Annotated in this window: 10 protein-coding genes, 1 pseudogene and 1 other annotated feature; all 11 genes and pseudogenes read right to left on the reverse strand. The window is 32.9% G+C overall.

Going from position 1 to position 15,754, the window contains the following annotated elements; translation table 11 throughout:
- Window positions 1–418: 418 nt before the first annotated feature.
- Window positions 419–2,062 carry a Na/Pi cotransporter family protein gene (locus tag ACTCDL_RS11500; protein WP_463176654.1) on the reverse strand — a complete coding sequence of 548 codons (1,644 nt, stop codon included), beginning with the start codon at window positions 2,060–2,062 and terminating at the stop codon, window positions 419–421.
- 584 nt (window positions 2,063–2,646) lie between these two features.
- A pseudogene (gene aroF / locus ACTCDL_RS11505) lies at window positions 2,647–3,489 on the reverse strand (3-deoxy-7-phosphoheptulonate synthase); the annotation flags it as partial.
- Window positions 3,490–3,620: 131 nt separating this feature from the next.
- Window positions 3,621–3,858 (reverse strand) — a binding site (T-box leader).
- A 331-nt stretch (window positions 3,859–4,189) separates the two neighbouring features.
- Window positions 4,190–5,545, reverse strand: coding sequence for an adenosylmethionine--8-amino-7-oxononanoate transaminase (gene bioA, locus ACTCDL_RS11510; RefSeq protein ID WP_463176655.1), 1,356 nt, complete (start codon window positions 5,543–5,545; stop codon window positions 4,190–4,192).
- Window positions 5,546–5,658: 113 nt separating this feature from the next.
- Window positions 5,659–6,393: a dethiobiotin synthase gene (gene bioD / locus ACTCDL_RS11515; protein ID WP_463176656.1), complete on the reverse strand. Its 735-nt coding sequence runs from the start codon at window positions 6,391–6,393 to the stop codon at window positions 5,659–5,661.
- A 147-nt stretch (window positions 6,394–6,540) separates the two neighbouring features.
- Complete coding sequence (bioF, locus tag ACTCDL_RS11520) at window positions 6,541–7,623, reverse strand: 8-amino-7-oxononanoate synthase (RefSeq protein ID WP_463176657.1); 1,083 nt, start codon at window positions 7,621–7,623, stop codon at window positions 6,541–6,543.
- Between the two features lie 309 nt (window positions 7,624–7,932).
- Window positions 7,933–8,706: a malonyl-ACP O-methyltransferase BioC gene (gene bioC, locus ACTCDL_RS11525; protein WP_463176658.1), complete on the reverse strand. Its 774-nt coding sequence runs from the start codon at window positions 8,704–8,706 to the stop codon at window positions 7,933–7,935.
- Window positions 8,699–9,358 carry an alpha/beta fold hydrolase gene (locus tag ACTCDL_RS11530; RefSeq protein WP_463176659.1) on the reverse strand — a complete coding sequence of 220 codons (660 nt, stop codon included), beginning with the start codon at window positions 9,356–9,358 and terminating at the stop codon, window positions 8,699–8,701. Before ACTCDL_RS11530 ends, bioC begins: the two co-directional genes overlap by 8 nt.
- Before the next feature lie 283 nt (window positions 9,359–9,641).
- Window positions 9,642–10,607, reverse strand: coding sequence for a biotin synthase BioB (bioB, locus tag ACTCDL_RS11535; RefSeq protein WP_463176660.1), 966 nt, complete (start codon window positions 10,605–10,607; stop codon window positions 9,642–9,644).
- A 228-nt stretch (window positions 10,608–10,835) separates the two neighbouring features.
- Window positions 10,836–11,726: an Rpn family recombination-promoting nuclease/putative transposase gene (locus ACTCDL_RS11540; RefSeq protein WP_463176661.1), complete on the reverse strand. Its 891-nt coding sequence runs from the start codon at window positions 11,724–11,726 to the stop codon at window positions 10,836–10,838.
- A 157-nt stretch (window positions 11,727–11,883) separates the two neighbouring features.
- Window positions 11,884–13,044: a tRNA epoxyqueuosine(34) reductase QueG gene (gene queG, locus ACTCDL_RS11545; RefSeq protein WP_463176664.1), complete on the reverse strand. Its 1,161-nt coding sequence runs from the start codon at window positions 13,042–13,044 to the stop codon at window positions 11,884–11,886.
- Window positions 13,045–13,070: 26 nt separating this feature from the next.
- On the reverse strand, window positions 13,071–15,497 hold the full coding sequence (locus ACTCDL_RS11550; protein ID WP_463176662.1) for an EAL domain-containing protein: 2,427 nt from the start codon (window positions 15,495–15,497) through the stop codon (window positions 13,071–13,073).
- Window positions 15,498–15,754 lie beyond the last annotated feature (257 nt).

Genomic DNA, 15,754 nt, shown 5'->3' on the forward strand with positions numbered 1-15,754 from the left:
ATTAAAAATCAATAATTCAACTTATTTAGCAACGAATATAGCGAATTTAAAACAAAGAAAATTCTAAACTATTAATTTATTCTTTTTGCCTTTTATTCGCGTAATTCGTGTTAATTCGTTGCAAAAAAGATTTTTTGATTCTTTAAAAAAACATTAGTTCAACTTATATATTTATAATAATAGTAATTTTAATGAACATATTCATTTATTTGTCTTTTTATGTATTAAGTTATTATTTTAACAATTACATTGATATTATAAGAGTTTAAACCTTTTATGTCAAGTATTTTTTTAAATGGCTAACTATTACATATAAGATAATTAATTCCCAATAATCCCAGTACTATTTAAATAAATTCTTGTTAATTAAAATAAAAACCCCCTCTGCTATCCCTAAAGATAACAGAGGGGGTTAAAATTACTTTCTTTCAATAAAACTATGTCCAATATCAGCAGATTGATCACTGATATGCTCTAATTTTTCTAAAATCTCTAAATAGACAATAGCTGCACCTGGGATACAGGAGCCTTGATTTAATCTCTTCATATGTTCTTCACGATATTCTCTTTGTAAGTCATCTACGTATTGTTCTGCCTGAATCAACTCAGTAGCCAATGACATACTCTCTTTCTCAATCAATTCATAAGTTTTAGCCAAAATATCCAAAGAAATATCAAAGATATTTTGAATACTCTCTCTAGCATCTTCAGAGAAATTATTCTTATTACTTAGATGCTCAATAAGTAATTTAGACAATGAATCTGCATCATCACCAACACTCTCAATAGCATCTATAATAATAAAGTACATATCAATTGTTTTTATATCCTCTTCTGATAAGTTAGCTTGAGGTATTTTAGTTAAGAATACTAATAACTCCTCTTCTAACTCATTGACAATCTCTTCCTTTTTACGAACTGAATCTATCAAATCCTTATCTTCATTTAGAAACGCTTCCTTAGCATCTCTGACCATGTCAGTAGATATCTCTAACATACGAGCCACTTCACGCTTTAATTGCTCAACTGCTACACTAGGTGTCTCCAACATTCTCTCATCAAGATAACTTAAACCACGTTTAATATCATCATCTTCACCTGGAACAATATAATTTACAAGCTTAACTATAAAAGGTACAAATGGTAACCAGATAAGTGCATTAATAATATTGAAAGCCGAATGGGTATTAGCAATCATTCTAACTGCATTAACCTCATGCCCAGCACTCAACGCTCTGTTAGTAAAGAAGGTCTCTAAACTCCCAGTAAAATTTGGGAAAATGTATAATACCATCAAAAAGACAAGAGAACCAATTACATTAAAGACTGTATGAGCTGCAGCTGCACGCTTAGCATTACGATTAGTCCCAATACTTGATAATATAGCTGTAATAGTAGTACCAATATTATCCCCTAACAGTATTGGTACAGCAGAATGATAATCTAATACTCCTACAGATAATAAACTAATTAAGATACCGATACTAGCACTACTACTTTGTACCATTACCGTCATAAGAGTACCTATTAAAACTCCTAAGATAGGAGTTCTACCAAAAGTCCTCATCCAATGAACAAAAGCCTCAGATTTTCTAAGTGGTTTCATAGTATCTTTCATGATTGTCATACCTAAAAATAGGATACCAAAACCTAAAAGAACTTGTCCTAAATGCTTAAGTTTGTCGTTTCTACTAAATAAGTATAATACTGCTCCGATAGCGATTGCATGTAATGAATAATGGCTTAATTTAAAAGAAATCAACTGTGCCGTAATAGTAGTACCGATATTGGCACCAAAAATTACCCCAATAGACTGCTTTAAAGTCATTAAACCTGCATTAACAAAACCTACTACCATTACTGTCGTAGCACTACTACTTTGAATAATAGCTGTTACTCCAGTCCCCACTAGTAAACCAGCTATACGATTAGTAGTCAATAGACCTATTAATTGCTTTAATTTGTTACCAGCAGATTTTTGTAATCCATCTCCCATCTGCTTCATCCCATAAATAAAAAGCCCCAAACCACCTAATAAAGAAAATACCATATCTAACGACAAGTAAATCTCTCCTTCCCCAAAATTAAGTTTTAAAGGTACAAAATAAACCAGCCCCAAACAAGTTTACTTTTCGACATTAATCGCCAAAACCCTTTAATATTTATTTCAAAAGGTTTATAATAAAATATAAATTATTCATTATAGACCTTTAAAATCCCAAGAAGTATCTATGTACTATGATGACTTGATATTAATAATTTCATAAATAAAATTAACGTTCATAAATACACACCATCTATTATTATATCATTTTTTTAATTTTGGTCAAGTTAAGAAAAGTCGCTAATAGTAATTCAAGCTACTATAGGTATGTGAATTCAAAATAAAGCTTAATGGGTATATTGCAACACTTTCGTGTTGGGAATCAGGAATCAAGAATCTGGAACCAGTGTTTATAACTAATTCCTGACTACTGATTCCTGATTCCCAAAAGTGTTACACTATCTTTCTATTGTTTCATTCTAGAGTTGTTTGTCTATACTATAGTTAAATTTATAGATAGATAATGCGATAATTTTGTTGGGTAGTTTGGGCTTAACCTAACCATCCAACCACCTAATACCTAAAATATCGCACTATATTTATTATACTACTAACCTCTTATCTACAGCCTGTGCTACTCTATCAAGCTCTTTTATCATCTGAGCAAACTCTTCAGGCCTTAAAGACTGTTCACCATCACACAAGGCTTCTTCAGGATATGGGTGCATCTCAACTATAATGCCATCAGCTCCAGCAGTAATTCCTGCTTTGGCTAGAGGAGCTACTAAACTCCGTTTTCCAGTCCCATGGCTTGGATCTATAATTATTGGTAAATCAGTCATCTCCTTAATCCATGCTATAGCATTTAAATCTAGGGTATTTCTAGTAGCAGTTTCAAAGGTTCTAATTCCTCTTTCACAGAGAATAACCTGAGGGTTACCATGGGCAATGATATATTCTGCTGCCAATATCCACTCTTTAATCGTTGCTGAATAACCTCTTTTTAATAGAATAGGCTTCTCTAATCTTCCTAGTTTCTTTAACAGACCATAATTTTGCATATTACGTGAACCTATCTGTATAATATCAGCATAATGATTCACTAATTCTATATCATCAGAATCCATTAATTCCGTTACAACCTTAAGTCCAGTCTCTTCTCTAGCCTCTGCTAACAACTTCAAGCCTTCTTCTCCTAAACCTTGGAAGCTATATGGAGATGTACGTGGTTTAAAAGCCCCGCCTCGTAAAATATGGCCACCATATTCTTTAACATATTTAGCTGCCTCCAATAACTGCTCTCGACTCTCTACAGCACAAGGACCTGCCATAATCACTAATTCATCACCACCAATCTTGATATCTCCTAGCTCTACAATCTTCTGATGCTTCTCCACTTCTACACTACTTAACATTTTATCCACTCCTCTTTTTTTGGATAGTGTGAGTGTGAGTGGTCAGTGTGAGTAAATTCAAAATCATTAAAAATTTTAATTGAATACTATTCTTTCTCTTTGCTCATACTCATTACTCACACTCACACTAAAATATAAAAAGCCCACCTTGTCATCCTTATATTTAGGACGAAACAAGGCAGGCTTGAATTTCGTGGTACCACCCTAATTGGACTACTAAACTTCTAGTCCCACTAGTTTTAATAACGACATAAATGCCGGTATAACTTACTAAAAGGTTCAGCTATACAGCTCCAGAGCGAAATTTCACTTAATGACCTTTAGAGATGCTTACAGCCGGTGACATCTCCTCTCTGTAAAGGCTACCATTAACTTACTTAACTCCTTCATAGCTTTTAACAATATTCTATTTAAAGCACGTTTATCTTTAATCTTATTTTTAACAATTGTAACAATTATTTATATTATTGTCAAGTAAATTTAATATCTTTTGATTATATCAAATTATTGAAATTTTAATATGATAATTGTCTGTTAGTGGGGATATTGCGACACTTTTAAAATTAGCGTGAGTGGGTGTGGGAGTGTGAGTAAAATTCAATAAAAAGGCACTTCACACACACTCAAACTACTCACTCACACCGACACGAAAGTGTCGCACTATCATTCTACTATCTCAATTTATACATCATATGATGAATACTTTTAATCTGTGCTAAAGACAGTCTAATTATTCAGTCACCCCTACTATTGACTCATAAATTATCTCTAGCATCTCAGTTAATTCCTCTTTAGTACTACATAGTGGTGGCATAAAAACTACTACATTACCCAATGGTCTAATGATCATTCCTTTCTCTCTAGCTACCATACAGACCTTAACCCCTTTTCTCTGTTCCCAAGGGTACTCTTCTTTACTTTTTTTATCTTTAACCAGTTCTATTCCAATCATCAACCCTTGTTGGCGAATATCTCCTACATGCTTTAATTCTTTAAAAGACTCTAATTTATTTTGAGCCAATTTGATTTTATCCTGCAGCTTTTTGATTATCTCTTCTTTTTCAAATAAATCTATATTAGCCAAGGAGACTGCTGCTGCTAAGGGATTTCCTGTAAAGGAGTGTCCATGAAAGAAGGTTTTCTGACTAGCATAATCATCATAAAAGGCATTATAAATCTCATCAGTGGTTAATGTAGCTGAAATAGGTAAGTAACCACCACTGATCCCTTTAGCTACTGTCATAATATCAGGACTAACCCCTTCATGTTCACAGGCAAACATCTTCCCTGTTCTTCCAAATCCTACAGCAACTTCATCAGTTAACATCAAAATATTATATTTATCACATAGCTCTCTAGCTTTACTTAGATAACCTTTAGGAGCTGTAATCATTCCCCCTGCTCCCTGTACCAGTGGCTCAATTACTAAAGCCGCTATCTCTCTATGGTGATCCTTCATCATTCTTTCCAATTCTTTAATACAGCTGAAATTACATTTACCCTCCTCTTCACCAAAGCTACAGCGATAACAGTAAGGTGATGGTGCTTTAAGACTATCAAACAATAATGGTCGGTAGATTTTGTGGAAGAGATCTACTCCACCTACACTGACAGATCCTACTGTATCACCATGATAAGCATTCTTTAAGGTAATAAACTTATCCTTAGATCCACAATCCTCATCAATCTGTTGCCAATATTGAAAAGCCATCTTTAGCCCAATCTCCACTGCTGTGGAGCCACTATCGGAGTAAAAGACCTTATTCAATCCTTCAGGAGTAATCTGAACCAACTTCTCAGCCAACTCTGTAGCAGGAACATTTGCCAAACCTAACATAGTAGTATGGGAAATCTTCTCTAACTGCTCTTTAATCGCATCATTTAACTCCTTCTTCTGATGCCCATGGACATTTAACCAGATAGAAGAGACACCATCATAATAAGAGTTCCCCTCAGTATCATAGAGTTTAATCCCCTCTCCCCGTTCTATAATCAATTGCTCATTCTCTACCCACTCCTTCATCTGAGTAAAAGGTTGCCAGACATACTTTTTATTCTTTTCTAATAACGATAATTCTTCTGTCATAATAACTCCTCCCCGTTTTATCAGTTTACAGTTGACAGTGTATAGTGTACAGTTAAATTCAAGAGCATTAATTCTTTAAACTTGGTATATGATTAATAATTTGATTTTGACTTTTAACTGTCAACCGTCAACTGTACATTGTCAACTATCTTATCTATCTCCACATTCTCTTCAAAAATTTTAGCCAAATCTATCTTATCAACATTACTATCTAAATCCTCTATGTAAGGAACTATCCCCAATATTGGTACATCTGCTAGTTCAGCAATCACCTCTGGATTGGTCTTTTCTGCAATTCCTGCTTCCGCTGCCTTAAATCCATTGATAATAACACCCAAAACTTCTATTCCTAACTGTCTGGCTACTTTAACTGTTAGGACTGTATGGTTAATCGTCCCCAAATTCGGTCTAGCTACAATAATTATTGGTAATTCAAAACGCTTTACCAAATCTGGTGTCAGAAAATTCTTGGCCAGAGGTACCATCAATCCTCCAGCCCCTTCAACTATTATAGCTTGGTGTAGTTCTAACAACTCTTCATAAGCTCTATCTACCTTAGTCAAATCAATCTTTACCCCTTCAACCTCTGCTGCTACACTAGGAGCTAAAGGCTCTCTTAAACGAATCGGGTTCATCAAATCATAATCTGTCTCTAAATCTACAAACTTTAGTACAAATTCTAAATCTGGAGACAGTAGTCTCTCTCCATCTTCGATAAAATCTGTTTGAAAAGGCTTCATTAACCCTATATCATAGCCCCTCTCTCGCAAAGTAGCTAATAACCCCGCTGTAACTACAGTCTTACCTACATCAGTATCTGTTCCTGTAATAAAAAAACCTTTACTCATTTTATTTCCCTCCTTTAAAAATCATGCAAAAACTTAATAAATAATATGCTAATAAAAGTGATACAAAATAGAGATAATACGACACTTTTTATAATGATAAATTTACTAGCCACAGGTTTCAACCTGTGGTGATGATGACATGTTACACTACGGGTTAAAACCCGTAATCCCTCTTGGAACTGTAGGTGGTCTAATCCCCGGGGCTAAAACACCTTCTTCCAACAAAGATTTACTTAATCTCATTGTCTGCTCTGTATTACCAATCATAATAGGAATAATAGCACTATTACTAGACAACAGCTCATAACCTAAGTCCTCTAAACCATCTTTTAATAAATTGATATTTCGCCATAAATTATTAAGCAGTTCAGGATGAGACTGTAAATATCTTAATGAGGCCAAACTAGCTGCTATCGTTGCCGGTGCTAAGGCTGTAGAATAGATAAAAGACCTTGCTTTGTTTCTTAATAAATCGATTAACTCTTTACTCCCTGCTACAAAACCACCTTCTGCGGCTAAGGCTTTACTTAAAGTACCTATCTGAATATCTATCTTGCCTTCAAGCCCAAAATGTTCAATAGTCCCTGCTCCCTTACTACCCAAAACTCCAGTTCCATGGGCGTCATCTACCATTACTAAAGCTTGATACTTTTCAGCCAATTCTACTATCTCTGGTAAAGGTGCCAGATCACCATCCATACTAAAAACCCCATCAGTTACAATCAATCTTCTCCTATATTTACTAGCTCTTTTTAATATCTTTTCTAATCTTGCTAGGTCACCATGTTTATACACTAAAAGTTTAGCCTTACTTAAGCGACAACCATCAATAATACTGGCATGATTTAATTTATCACAAATAATTACATCCTCTGCTCCTACTACTGTAGTCAACACACCAACATTAGCCATATAACCAGTATTAAAGACTAAAGCATCTTCAGTCTTTTTAAAATCAGCTAACTCCCTTTCTAACTGTTCATGTAAATCATAATTACCAGTTGTTAAGCGGGAGCCTCCAGAACCAGTTCCATACTTTTGTATAACTCTAATAACCGCTTCTTTGATTCCTTGTTCAGTCGATAATCCCAAGTAATTATTAGAGGCTAACATAATGACCTCTCGATTATCAATAATCACTCGTGGAGATTGCGCACTCTCTAATCTCCTTAATTCTCTATGTAAACCCTCTGCTTTTAATAAGCTTAGCTCTTGATTCCAAGATTTCATTGAACCACCTCTATCTAATTACTAAAAACCCGTTGTTCTACATTTAAAAAAATTTAAGTGTTACTATATAAGTATAGTGCGACAGTTTATATCCATAGTTGACGGTTGACAGTGGAAAGTTTACAGTAAAAAGACAAAACCCTCTACTTTAAGGGCTTTTAGTACTTTTGAACTTAACTGTCAACCGTCCCTACGAGTCTAAAATATAAGACTCTTCGTGTAAACCACTGTACACTGTTAACTAAAACACCAAAGTGTCGCATTATCTATCTTAAGTTACACTTTGAAATAACTGCTATGTAAAAGATATTATTTTTTCAACCTAACAAATAATAGGTGATGAGTTACAATAATTTGATTATTCTTAGTATATCTCTCCATATATTTACTTTCTATCTTCTTTAATAATCCTGGAGTCAAAGGGGGCTTATCTTTTTTAGCACTATTAGCACCTATTTTCTTAGTTGCCCTTAAAAAATCCCTCACATTAGGAAATCTTTCAATATACTCTTCCTCTTTTATCTCAACTGCTCTAAATTCTTCTGCTAAAATTCTCTCTAATTCAAATTTACTAAAGAACTTTTGGGAATAACCATCTTCTACTTTTACCTCTTGAAAACAACTTCTTAATTCTTGAAAGGTCTTATCTCCAAAGATAGAAAAATAAATCTCTCCATCCTCATTTAATTGCTCTTTTAAATTTATAAGAGCTAGTTTTAAATTCTCAAACCATTGAAAGGTAGCATTAGAGATTACTAAATCAAATTTTTCCTCTAATTTAAGCCTTTCACCATCAGCTAATAGATATTTCACCTGCTGATAGTCTCTAAATTTATCTTTACATTTAGCAAGCATCTTAGGTGAAATATCAACAATCAGATAATCACTTCCTAAAAAACGGTTAATAAGTAACTCTGTAAAGAGACCTGTCCCTCCCCCAATTTCCAATATTTTATCTATTCCATCTATATCCTGTAAATAATTGTCTAGCTTCTTAGCCATATACCTCTGTACAACGGCATATTGATCATAGCTGTCGGCTGCTCTAGAAAAATTATCTCTTACCACCTCTTTTTCAATCATTTAAATACTCCCTTATCAAGTTATTTACCTCTACCTCTGCTTCATATAGCATATTATGACCAACTCTATCTAACATATAGAGTTCATAACCTTTAAAACAATCCAAAACCTGCTTAGAGCTAGAATTAGTTATTATCTGATCCCCTTTGCCCATTATTACAAGTGGTCTGATATCTTCAATAATACTTATATCTCTTAAATCCTCTTCTAAGAAATATTTTAACCCTAGTTCTAAATAATTACTGTCTAACTTATTTAATTTTTCTCCATATTCTCTTAGATACTCCTGGTAAGAATTTTTATTATAAAAATTAAGCTTATTAAAATTAATTAATGTCTTTAGCTTATCTCTTTTAATATCTCTAATCATCTTTTTTACAAGTATTCTCGGCTGATTTTCTAAAAAATAAAGGGTAGGAGCCAACAGTATCAGTTTATTAACTTTAAACTCATTTAAATATTTTAAAGCCATTATTGCACCCAGCGACCATCCTAAAAAATTTATTTCAGTTGCATTTAGACTAACAATTTCTTGCATCAAAGATTTCTTATCAAAAAAATCAACTATAAATAGCTCATAACCCTCCAATTTTAACTCTTGATATAAACTCCTACTTGTCCCCCAACCCGGAAATACTACCATCAATTTCATAGGCAATTATCCCTTTCTATTAACCTTATTGTTAACAATAAAAATATCAGGTTTACAATGTTGATAAAATTTTTATTTTGTTTGATAATAAACATAAAATCAACTCTTAAAGTAATACTTAATAGAGATATTGCAACACTTTTTATAATGATAAATTTACTAGCCACAGGTTTCAACCTGTGGTGATGATGACATATTACACTACGGGTTAAAACCCGTAGCTAAAGCTTAAACTGTCGCAACATATCCATAAAACACCAAATTTAATGCTAAAATTTAATAATCATTTCCCTAATCCCAAATCTTTAATCATCTGTAGATCTTCTGCTGTAGCTCGACCCTCAGTAGTCAAATAGTTTCCAATTAAGAGACCATTTACACCTGACAACAGACTCAATGACTGTAAGTCTCTTAAATTAGTCTCTCTTCCTCCACATAACTTAATCACCTTGATAGGTAGGATAAATCTAAAGATAGCTGCAGTCTTTAAAGTTTCCATTGGTGGTACTGGGGCATTAGTGTCTAGAGGTGTTCCCTCTACAGGGTTTAAGATATTAATCGGCACCGAATCCACATCTAACTTCTTTACAGTAAAAGCCAAATCTATTCTATCCTCAACGCTTTCTCCCAAACCGATAATTCCTCCACTACAGACCTCCATCCCTCTCTCCTTTAGAAACTTAACAGTATTTACTCTATCAGCATAGGTATGAGTAGTACAGATCTCTGCATAATAACTTTCAGAAGTCTCTAAATTATGGTTATATCGCTTTAGTCCTACATTAGCTAACTTCTCTGCCCTCTCTTCATCCAAAGTCCCTAAAGAAGCACAGACCTCTAAACTAGTCTCTTCTTTGATCAATCTAAATGCCTCTATTAAATTCTCAAAATCTTCATCACTGACTACTCCGCGACCACTGGTTACAATTCCAAAATGCTTAGCTCCACTACCTTCCATCTCTTTAGCTCTAGCCAAGATCTCCTCTTTAGCCATTAAGGGATAAGTAACTGTCCCTGTATTATAATGAGCTGATTGAGAACAGAAGGTACAGTCTTCAGAACAGCTTCCTGATTTAGCATTAACAATCGAACATAAGTCTACTTTTTTGCCGATAAATTTATTCTTAATTTCATTAGCTGCTGCTAATAGCTCCATAGTTCTACTCTCATCTAAATTTACTAAATACATAGCCTCTTCTTTAGTGATATCCTCACCTACTAAGACTTTATTCTTTAATTCCTGTAACATAATAACCTCTCCTTTTAGTTAACCTGTGTCTTTTACAGTTAACAATATTCTTAAAATTTTTTCCAGCTAGTTATATATAATATACATAAAAAAACAGTTATTGTCAACCTCTTTAAAAACAGATTAACATACTCTCTCCAATAATATTACAAGATCAATAGGAAAGATATTAATACCAAACTTTAAGAAAAAAGACAACCCATTTATAGGTTGCCCAGCATGTCTTATTTAAATATTATAATTTTCTTTAATCTTATTTACAGACTCTTTATCTAAATCAGTCATTTGAATTATCTCTTCTACTCCTATTCCTTTCTCCAACATGCTTTTAACTATCTTTTCTATACCTTTCTCTATACCTTTCTCTATACCTTTTTCTATACCTTTCTCTATACCTCTTTCCATCCCTTTTCTCTCAGCCTTCTTCAACGCCATCTCTTCATCCCTTAACCACTTCAATCTAGCTTCATAGACTTCTCTTTCTTCTTTGGTTAAGCCTATTGTATCTAAGACCTTTATCGCTTTTTCTATACTTTCTACCTCAGCTAGTTGAGAGGGAATTTGATCTTTATCATATTGATCAGCTCTCTTTAAAAATTCTGTCCACCTATCTAATGCTGTCTGTACTTCTGATAGGTCTTTATTATACTTTTCTAGCTCAATAAAGTGAATTTCTAAATGATCTATTAGCTCTTCTTTAGACTGACAGTTCAATAATTGATAAATATTATGATAATCTTCTTCATCCAAACAATTAAAATTAAGCACATTAATCACTATAGTCTTCTCTAGTTTATCATAATTAACCCCTGACTCTAGCTGACCTGTATACAATCTTGCCCAATAATATAATGCCCTCTTATCATAATAATCTTGGTCTGTTATCTGCATCTCAATATTATACCAGATACCTTTTTCATCTACTGCTTTGATATCTAGAATAGATAATTTATCATTTTTAAAGTTCTTCGCATTATATGGGTTCTTTAAAACTACATCCTTAATCTGCTCCTCTTCATCTAAAACTGAATTGATAAAAGAGATTAAGATGTCCTTGTTCTCTTCAGTACCGAATAATTTCTTAAAAGCAAAGTCTACCCTTGGGTTCAAACGACACATTCTAATTCACCCTCCCACTCTACAATGATAATTTAATTATAACATAAGGATATATTAAGACCAAACTCATTAGTAAGAATATTTAACAACTTTTAATTCATTCATTGCCACAACTTATATTTAACAATCAGGAAGCAGAAAGCTAAAATCAATATATTCAACTGCTCTCTAATTCCTGAGAAATGATTTCTAGTCTCTCTATAGCTCCCTCCAACTCCTCAATCACCTGCTCATCCTTCTCTTGAAGCAAAGTCCATTCTAATCTATCTAAAGCACTCTCATCACCAATCTCTCCCAAAGCCCAAGCTACATTGGCTCTGACTATCGGTTTTGGATCAGCTAAAGCTTCTAATAAATAGGGTACTGCTCTCTTATCCTTTAAATTACCTAAGATAATAGCAGCATTACGCTGAATTGGTCGCTTACCTCGCCAGTTCATGGGAGTAATCATAAACTTATCTTTATACTCCTTATTACTCAAAGTTAATAGAGGCACTAACTCAGGATAGGCATCTAAAGTCTGGGGTCTAAACTCCTCATGGTCTCCTACTTTAGCACCTTGATTCTGGGGACAAACATTTTGACAGGTGTCACAGCCCCATAATCTAGTTCCCATCTTCTTTCGATGCTTCTCATCCAAATAACCTTTACTTAAGGTGATATATCCTAAACATTTACGGCTATCTAAAGTATAAGCATCTACTAAAGCTCCTGTAGGGCAGGCATCGATACACCTTCTACAATTACCACACTTATCTGCTATAGATGAATCATACTCTAGCTCCAAATCAGTAATTACCCCCCCTAAGAATATCCAGGAACCATACTCAGGGTTGATAATACTACAGTTCTTACCTTGCCACCCTATTCCTGCTCTTCTGGCTAAAGCTCTATCAACAGTAGGGCCCGTATCAACAAACTTAAATGCTTCTATCCTTTGCTTCTTAGTTTTAATGAACTTAATCAGCTTATCTAGTCTATCACCTAACACTCGATGATAATCCTGTCCCCAAGCAAAACGGGAAAAGCTTCCTCTTAACTCTTCTTTAGCCCTTCTTCTACTTGCAGCTATATATTTATCATCAATACTATAAGAGATAGCACAGACAATTACCGATTTGGCCTCTAAGACTACTTCTTTAGGATTACTTATCTTCTCTAAATCATCATGAACCAAGTTAGATAAATACTCCTTGTCTCTCATCTCTATTAAGAATTCTTTAAGTTCTGGAAAGGATTTAGCACTGGTAACTTTAATATCATCTATTCCAATAGATTTAGCATAACTTCTAATTTCAGTAGTTAAAGCAATGATTATCCTCCCCTTTCTTCAACTATAATAGTTCATTGACTTATTTTTAATTGCTTGTCTTTTATTAATAGCTCTTCAAATTTATCAGCTGAAAGAGGTCTACTAAATAAATATCCCTGTATTGACTCACAGCCAAGCTTTAAAAGTTGCTTTAATTGCTCTTCTCTTTCTACACCTTCAGCAATTACAGAAATATCCAAATTTTGGGCCATATCAATAATCATCTTAGCAATAGTATCATCTCTAACAATGTTATCTATAAAGACCTTGTCTATCTTTAAAATATCGATAGGCAATTTCTGCAAATAGCTTAATGAGCTATACCCTGTTCCAAAATCATCAATAGCCACTGATACCCCCAGCTTTTTAAGGATAATCAATTTCTTAATAACTTCCTCTTCATTGTTTACAGCTACACTCTCTGTTATCTCCAACTCTAAATATCTTGCTTCTAATTTACTCTCCTTTAAAATTCTTCTTACCATATTGACAAAATCTGTCTTCATAAATTGAATATTAGATATATTTACTGCAACAACTAAAGATGAATTATTGATTTGATTCCATCTTCTAGTCTGTTCACATGCTCTTGTTAGTACCCACTTGCCAATAGGTATAATAGATCCTGTCTCTTCTGCCAAAGGAATAAACTCAGCAGGAGAGATAAGTCCTTTTTCGGGATGATTCCATCTTAATAATGATTCCATTCCTACAATTTCTCCTGTAAGTCCATTAACCTTAGGCTGATAATAAAGTTCTAACTGATCTTCTTTTAATGCCTTATCCAGCATCTTCTTAGATAATTTATTTCTCATATTTAGATTATAAAATTCAAAATCATTCTTTCCTTTATTCTTAACATTATACATAGCTAAATCAGCATTATTAATCAAAAAATCGATATCAGTTCCATCGCTTGGATAAAAACTGATCCCAATACTTAAGGTAATAGTCAACTCTTTTCCATTAATAAAATAAGGTTCTTTTATATTTAAAATAATTTTCTTAGCTATATCTTTTGTAACTTTCTTACTTTTAATCTTAGGAATGAAGATAATAAATTCATCTCCTCCAATTCGAGAACTAATACTATTTTGTGGAAGATTTTCTTTTAACCTCTTACTAATAGCTTGCAATAATAAATCCCCTATCTCATGACCAAAAGAATCATTGATACTCTTAAATTTATCAATATCAATAAAAAAAATAGCATTGATCTCATTACTTTTGCTTAGAAATAATTGCTCCCTTACCTGTTGATAAAAATAAGACCTATTTGGTAAGTTAGTCAATTCATCATGGCGTGACTGATGAAGAATCTTTTCTTGTGATTCTTCTAAACTATCTAACATATTATTAAATTTAAGTTTAATAGTTGAAAACTCATCTTTGGATTCAATAGCAAGTCTAGTCGATAAATCTCTACTTTTAGATATATCCTTTATACCATCTATTAATAATTGTAAAGGGTTAAAGATGAATTTATTCATAAAAAACCAGGTACTAATACAATAAATAACTCCTATAATCAAAATTGATCCCATAAAATATAACATACTAAGATAACCTTGTCGATAAACATCTTTAACCTTACTTATCCGTAAAGTAAGAACTGGTCTGTTATAGATATCATATAAAGTTGAATAGCCATACATATACTTATCATCTATATCTTTAGACCAAATATCAACTTTACTAATTAAATCAGAATCTATGCTTTCTATCTCTTGACCTACTTGCCTCTGCTTAAAAGCATCCATTATAATTGGTAGGTTGGTCTGTTTTGACAAGTAATTAATCAAATCTTGGTTTAAATAACGTCCAATGATAAGAGCCCCACGAATTGGTCCTTTAAAATAACCTGTTATGACTGGATGGGAGGAGATCATTAGATAACCTTGTGAAGTAGAGAGAATCCCTGTAGTATTATCTGTTATATGCGAAAAGTTAATTAACGGTGAATCAACTTTTAAATGCTCTAATATATCCTTCTCTACAGCAACTTCTTTTTTAGCCTTTGAATCAAATTCCTTTTTATAAATTACTTCTCCTTTTTTATTTGCTAAAATAAAAATATCCCAATTATTTGTAGAAAAGGTTTCATTCATTAAATTTTCATCTATATAATCTGAATTTTGATCTACAATAAACTCATAAGTAGCATCCCAAGCTGCATAATCCTGGTTAAGAGCCTTCAGTTGTGCTAAATTCTGCTCTAATGCACCTATAACTTGTCTACTCTGTCTAACTACATCCATTTCTTCTAACTTATAAAAGTTACTCAAAAATAAATTATAAGTGATTAAATATACTATAACTAACATCAGACAAGTAATCATACTAAAAATAAGTAATATCTTCTTATTTAATTTAATATAATCATCCTTAAATTTGAAAGTAGCCTTTTTCTTATTAGTAAAATTAATAAATTTTTCCCTTAATATTTCAAAAAGCCCCATATCTCCACTCCCTTCTTAATTTCCTATATATTTAAAAATTCTATAAATATCAGCTATCCCCTTCTTTAATGATTAGTTATAATTATAAATACTTCTTCAAGTCAGCTAATATATAGAACAAAATGGGCTATCGCCCAGTCTTCTACTCAAAGCCTTAAAAATAATTCAAAACAATTTTTAGCAACAAATCTCACTAATTTACGCGAATTTAAGTCAAAACATTTTTAAGACCTAATTTAGTTTTTAAATTTTAATTC

This window comes from Orenia sp., from assembly GCF_055140805.1.

Excerpts from the sequence above, each read along its gene's own strand:
- bioA (WP_463176655.1), bottom strand. The coding sequence starts at position 5,545 with ATGACAGAAGAATTATCGTTATTAGAAAAGAATAAAAAGTATGTCTGG.
- bioD (WP_463176656.1), bottom strand. The coding sequence starts at position 6,393 with ATGAGTAAAGGTTTTTTTATTACAGGAACAGATACTGATGTAGGTAAG.
- bioF (WP_463176657.1), bottom strand. The coding sequence starts at position 7,623 with ATGAAATCTTGGAATCAAGAGCTAAGCTTATTAAAAGCAGAGGGTTTA.
- bioC (WP_463176658.1), bottom strand. The coding sequence starts at position 8,706 with ATGATTGAAAAAGAGGTGGTAAGAGATAATTTTTCTAGAGCAGCCGAC.
- ACTCDL_RS11530 (WP_463176659.1), bottom strand. The coding sequence starts at position 9,358 with ATGAAATTGATGGTAGTATTTCCGGGTTGGGGGACAAGTAGGAGTTTA.
- bioB (WP_463176660.1), bottom strand. The coding sequence starts at position 10,607 with ATGTTACAGGAATTAAAGAATAAAGTCTTAGTAGGTGAGGATATCACT.
- ACTCDL_RS11540 (WP_463176661.1), bottom strand. The coding sequence starts at position 11,726 with ATGTGTCGTTTGAACCCAAGGGTAGACTTTGCTTTTAAGAAATTATTC.
- ACTCDL_RS11550 (WP_463176662.1), bottom strand. The coding sequence starts at position 15,497 with ATGGGGCTTTTTGAAATATTAAGGGAAAAATTTATTAATTTTACTAAT.